The sequence below is a fragment of the Alistipes sp. D31t1_170403_E11 genome (genome assembly GCF_015553985.1).
In the GTDB taxonomy this organism is placed as follows: Bacteria; Bacteroidota; Bacteroidia; order Bacteroidales; family Rikenellaceae; genus Alistipes; species Alistipes montrealensis.
In genome coordinates this window covers 1-5,283 of the sequence record NZ_JADNHQ010000018.1, presented here as the reverse complement: position 1 = coordinate 5,283, position 5,283 = coordinate 1, and the positions used below count along the sequence as shown (strand labels likewise).

6 protein-coding genes and 1 pseudogene are annotated in these 5,283 nt (G+C 46.1%); all 7 read right to left on the bottom strand.

What is annotated here, in order from left to right; genetic code table 11:
- The coding region (locus tag I2E69_RS15085; RefSeq protein WP_195462050.1) for a prepilin-type N-terminal cleavage/methylation domain-containing protein at window positions 1-131 on the bottom strand (131 nt) is incomplete at its 3' end.
- 33 nt (window positions 132-164) lie between these two features.
- The gene (locus I2E69_RS15080; RefSeq protein WP_195462049.1) at window positions 165-560 is read right to left on the bottom strand and encodes a hypothetical protein; all 396 of its coding nucleotides are present in this window, start codon (window positions 558-560) and stop codon (window positions 165-167) included.
- A 139-nt stretch (window positions 561-699) separates the two neighbouring features.
- A complete protein-coding gene (locus tag I2E69_RS15075) occupies window positions 700-1,032 on the bottom strand; it encodes a hypothetical protein (protein ID WP_195462048.1) in 333 nt (110 codons plus the stop codon).
- Between the two features lie 199 nt (window positions 1,033-1,231).
- Window positions 1,232-2,980, bottom strand: coding sequence for a hypothetical protein (locus I2E69_RS15070; protein ID WP_195462047.1), 1,749 nt, complete (start codon window positions 2,978-2,980; stop codon window positions 1,232-1,234).
- Between the two features lie 380 nt (window positions 2,981-3,360).
- Complete coding sequence (locus tag I2E69_RS15065) at window positions 3,361-3,834, bottom strand: hypothetical protein (RefSeq protein ID WP_195462046.1); 474 nt, start codon at window positions 3,832-3,834, stop codon at window positions 3,361-3,363.
- 150 nt (window positions 3,835-3,984) lie between these two features.
- Window positions 3,985-4,431, bottom strand: coding sequence for a hypothetical protein (locus I2E69_RS15060; protein WP_195462045.1), 447 nt, complete (start codon window positions 4,429-4,431; stop codon window positions 3,985-3,987).
- A 15-nt stretch (window positions 4,432-4,446) separates the two neighbouring features.
- Window positions 4,447-5,283: pseudogene (locus I2E69_RS15055) on the bottom strand (hypothetical protein); the annotation flags it as partial.

Below are 5,283 nucleotides of genomic sequence, written 5' to 3'. Positions count from 1 at the left end.
CGCGATATCAACGGCATCAGATTCGGCAAAGCGATCAGAACCAAAATGCCGATAATAACCAGAACGACCAGCAACTCAGGCAAAGAAAAAGCACGAAGCCGTTTTAATCCGGCATAGGGAAATTTTCTCATAAACAATATTTTAGCACAAAATGAAAGCAAACGTTAAGGTATTTTTGCAAGGGAAGCCATATCTTCGACCTTTGCTTTTTTACAGAATTTACGGATACGCGAATAGCGGACGTAGATCGAATTGTAGTTGGTCATCCCGTACATGACACTCAGTTCCTGCGGCGTAAACCCTTTATTGATCAGAATGCACAGCAGTACATCCTGATTCTTGACCGCCTGGCTGTTCGTCCGGACAGCTTCGAGCTGGCGCTGCTCGGTATAGTTGCAGATCACATCGCAGCACTCCAGGTGACCGATGCTCACCTCTTCCTGGAACTTCTTCAGGAAAAGGGCCGGATTAGGCCCATAGACATAAGCCAGCCTGAGCAAACGACGCAGCAACTGCATGCGCTGTCTGGCAAGGTGGCTGCTCCGACGATAATGTCTCACGCGCCCGATTATGTACCGACAGGACATAACAAGGGCCGTTGCCGTAATCAGTACGGCAATAATGCACAGCAAAATCATGGCAGGAAGGTAAAATGGAGACGCGACGCGGCGGAACAGGCCACACCCCCGGGTCCGGATTTTATTCGATCATAACGTCACCGTAAGTCCAACAGGCCGCTCCGGGGATCGGAATACCGCAGGCCCCGGCATCGGGGTTCGCAGCATCGCGGCATGCGGCGCATCCGGACATATCCGCAATGGGAATCGTTAATTCGTCCGGAGAAACAGCCTCGTTAACAATAGAGACGGTCGCGGCTGAAAGCGCGGAACGAGTCGGCTCCGGATTGGAAGGAAGGACGGCTTCTTTAATCTGAACGTCCTGGCGCGTTCGGTCCGAGACACTCCGACCGAAAACGCCGGCCAACGCAGAACACGAAAAGCCCAAAGCCAGAAGGAGGAGAAGTTTTTTCATAAAAGAGCGGGTTAGTTTGGTGGTATTACAAAGTTATATACAAACAACTCCTTTCAGTACGCATCCGGGCTTAAAAATCATATAAGCCCTGCGCATATAACACTCTTATAATCAGCAACATAAAAACACCCGAATATAACCCCGGTCCCGGCGGAACAAAGACAATCTTGCGAACGACTGACAATCAGCATTTTAAGATTCAATCCGGCCGGCCGCTGCTATAACGCCGATCTTCTTTCAGCCGTTCGACCTGTTCCGATAAAAAATCCTCAAGACGGCAGCCGGACGACAAACCCAGTTTCTTGTGCAGTTTGGTCCGGCGGGAATAAAGGCTGTACACATTCTCGTGCTGGTAGAGCAAACGGATGCAATTGAACGGAAACTTCAACTGCAGCAGACACAACAGGTCCAGTTCATAGCCGGTCAGCTCCGGATAGGTTTTGCGCAGGTGGTCGATCAGTCCGTAATACTGTTTGTTGACGATGAACTGCCAATCGGCAAACAGCGACTTATCATTCCCGATCGATTTTGCATATTTCTTAAATTCGTTGATCAGGTTCCGGGAACTGCTCGTCCCATAGCCTTTATCCAGTAAATGCTGGAATTGCGTCAGCAGCCGGCCGAGCACCCCCAGCAGGTTCGCCTCTTCGGCCGACGTGCGGTCCAATTCCCCGGCGAGTTGCAGACAGCGGTTTCTGAACGCATCGTAATCCTCGTTCAGGGTCTCGACAAACTGCCGGTATCGACGACCTCGCCGGACATGTATTGCGACAAAAACCGCCAGGCATAAAACAAGAATAGCACCCCAAATGATACTCGCGGACCGGGTTCTGCGCCGGAGTAATTTATCGGCGCCGGCAAATTCCCGGTTGCGGTATCGCTGTTCCGCCTCCTGAACGAGCTGCTCCCGTTCGCAATTCACGACCGAGTCGAACAAATCGTAATAGGCGTGCCAATACTCCGTCGCCGTCCGGTAATTGCCCGAAGATTCTTCGATACGGCACATCTGCAAAATCATACCGCATCGTTTATTACCGGACACGGAACTGTCCGCCAGCGCCGACATCCCATAATGACGGGCCGAATCCAGCTTCTTTTCCCGCAGGCAGATCGCTGCCCACATCGGATAATCGGCACAAGGGATGCGGTCGAATCCGGAAACCGAATAGGCCCGGCACAAAAGCCGCCTGAGGGAATCCGGGGCAACATCGTTCCTGTCCAGCATTTCACGGACGATATCCCGGGTCATTTCCGACGCCCGCATGCTGTCGCCCATCCGCTCGAACAGATTCCGGGCCCGCAGATAGCCTCCGACAGCCTCCGCAGAACGCGCCGTCAGCGAATGGACCTCCGCCCTGTTCATCGCCGCATAGGCCATATTGGGCGTGTCACACAGGGCCTGATAATACGTTTCGGCATTCCCGAACATGATTCCGGCATCCTCAAAACGATGCTGGTCGCAATACATATTCCCCAGGCAATTGCATATCCGCGCCAGAAGGCAGGTATCCTTCGTTCCGGCCGCATGGGTTTCAGCAGCCAGCATTGCCTGGACAGCCCCGTCGATATTTCCGGCATTATAACGAATACATCCCAGGTAATAGTTCGTATATGCACGATCCTCAGCCCGGCCGTGCCGGGAGTAATAGGCGACAGCAGGAGCTATGACCGAATCGCTCCGCAGATCAACACGACTATTATCCAGTGCCTGGGAGTAAAGCAGGGCATAACGCGCCCGGAGCGCCCGGCGGCGGAGCTTTTTCGGATCGAGGGTCTTCAAAACCAGCAATGCGCTGTCCGGGTGTAAATCTATCCGGGAGTGTGCATCCCGAAAAATCTCACGGATCGGGATCGACGATTGGCACGCAATTTGGATAATCGCAGCCACAAGAACAAAAGAGGCGGTCGTTCTTTTCATACGCTGATTTAAAAAACAGCACGACCACAACTATGTTCAATCTTCTGAAGGTATCTCACCACCTTATATAGTTGAACAGAGGCAGGCCGTGCTGTACCAATACACGGTCTCCACCTGTTCATTCTCCTATATAATATATTGATTGTGAGATTTTCAGAAGAAAGAATAAACAGCGTAAAGCTAGCTTAAATATTTACTATAAATTCGTTTCTCTGCTCAGGAAAATTGATATTTTTTTCAGCGTACAAAGATATATAAATTCGAGAAAAAAAGAAACCCGGAACATTGGTTTCGGGTTTCTTTTTACAACCTTCTATACAAAAACGGATCGGCTGCCGTCTGTAAATATACTTCATAGAAAAAAAGGCATAGCCCAACGCCGGTATCGAACCAATTACCTGAATGTCCGATTATTCGGGTCTGATTATTCTTAGTATTTCACGTTTCTCCTTGACCTGTTCCGCTTTCTTCACATCATTCACACCGGAGACATAAAACATCAATCCGATGACAGTCCCAATAGAAACAACGACATAAATAAACATCCTCGTCCTGTTCCCCAATCGTTTTTTCTCAGGGAGCGCATTGTGTCGGTCAACGATACTATCGATTTTTCGTTCATAGAAAATCGTGTTGAATATCGTAAAACCGACAAAAATGCCGACATCAATCCATATTGAATAGGAAATATTCAGATCAAAAATCAGAATTATAGATCGCCATATTACCTCAAAATTAATGCATTGCAAAAAGGCCAGATTTACGCTCGCAGCACCCTCCGCATCTCCCCGACCTGTCAGGAATCTGCTTTTCGAAGTATATACATATATCCACAGATAAAGAGATTCAAAAAATGAAAGTTTCGAATATTGCAGATTCTTCATATTACATATACTGTATAAACCTCCATTGCTTGTTGCCTAGGTTATATTCAAAGATACGAATAATTTACGATACGAACATCGAGGCGATTAAGTTGATCGCCTCGATGCATTAATACCGAATTCTGCTGTAAATTAACAGGAAGCGAAACTTTACAATGATTCGATCCATTCGAATAAAGGCGAATCAAAGCCCATAATATAATAGCGGATATAATCGGAAGATATGGACATAAAGCCATAAATCACAAGTAAATGAACAATATTCAGCACTTTATAGATTTTCTTTTTCTTAGGTTCCATATTCGCTACTTCATCATATATCTTGGAATGCTTGCCCGTAACACCCAAATAAATCGCAATTGCCAATGGAATAATAAGAGGCAAAATCTTTCCCCATAACGTAAAATTGCAGTCCAGCAATTCCGGCTTCCATAATATTCCCAATAAGCTATATATGTCAAAAATAAGCGTATCAATAGCCATCCCGACAAATATAGCACCCCCGACATAGTAGGTTTCGCCTACATTCCAGAGATTATCGTATTTTTTGACATAATACGAAACACCATAAAAGAGATATTTATATAGCATTAGCATAAACTTAAATTATATCTACTTCAACCAAGACGCACAGACTTTCCCCATATCCCAGCCAAATGCCCACGCTGTACCATAGAATGGAACCATTGAAACCGCATTAGAGGCCTGTTCAATATAATACTGTTCTTTACATATTTGTCCCTTACGGTACATTAATTCAATATTATATGCGCTAGCTGCCGTAGCTGCAAAACCTGCCCATTTGAAATATTTTGCATATTTTGAAGCAAATTTAATCTTTCCTCCCGTATATTGATTCCCACCCCAATTTTGCGATCTTATCTTAAGATCCCGACCCATCCAGGTCTCTAATTTACTGCTGAATAACAACTGCTCTCCAACCCCGGCCGTTATGCCAACCCCAGCAATCAAATTACTAGCAATATCTAAATCTTTATTATTCAGTGATGCATATAAATCAAATGAGGTCGGAATATCAGGCAACTTGTACGAATTAACATATACACCATTTACATCACTGGTTTTCCAAACAAAAAAACTATTTCCAGAATCACTCCGCCACAAATAAGAATTTGACTCCGGATCATCATTCAGAAACTCATCATCCGTAAAATGAGTCCATCCATCCGGACTAAATGAACCAGATTCAATCAACTGCTGAAGGAATTGATTGATTAACCTTGGATCTGTTGTAGTCCAAAAATCTAGTCCCAAAATATCTATTCTAGAAATTGGATTTCCACCGCAATACAAATAGGGAGAAAGAGAATGATGCTTTTCCAAAAGCTGGTCAATATTAAACCAATTCACCCGATACTTCGAATCCAGCATCCTCGCGCCGTAATCCGTATACGGCACATCGACAAACGACTGTGTCTCCTTGCCGTT

Bases quoted from the DNA above. Each gene is read 5' to 3' on its own strand.
- I2E69_RS15075 (WP_195462048.1), bottom strand. From the start codon at position 1,032: ATGAAAAAACTTCTCCTCCTTCTGGCTTTGGGCTTTTCGTGTTCTGCG.
- I2E69_RS15065 (WP_195462046.1), bottom strand. From the start codon at position 3,834: ATGAAGAATCTGCAATATTCGAAACTTTCATTTTTTGAATCTCTTTAT.
- I2E69_RS15060 (WP_195462045.1), bottom strand. From the start codon at position 4,431: ATGCTAATGCTATATAAATATCTCTTTTATGGTGTTTCGTATTATGTC.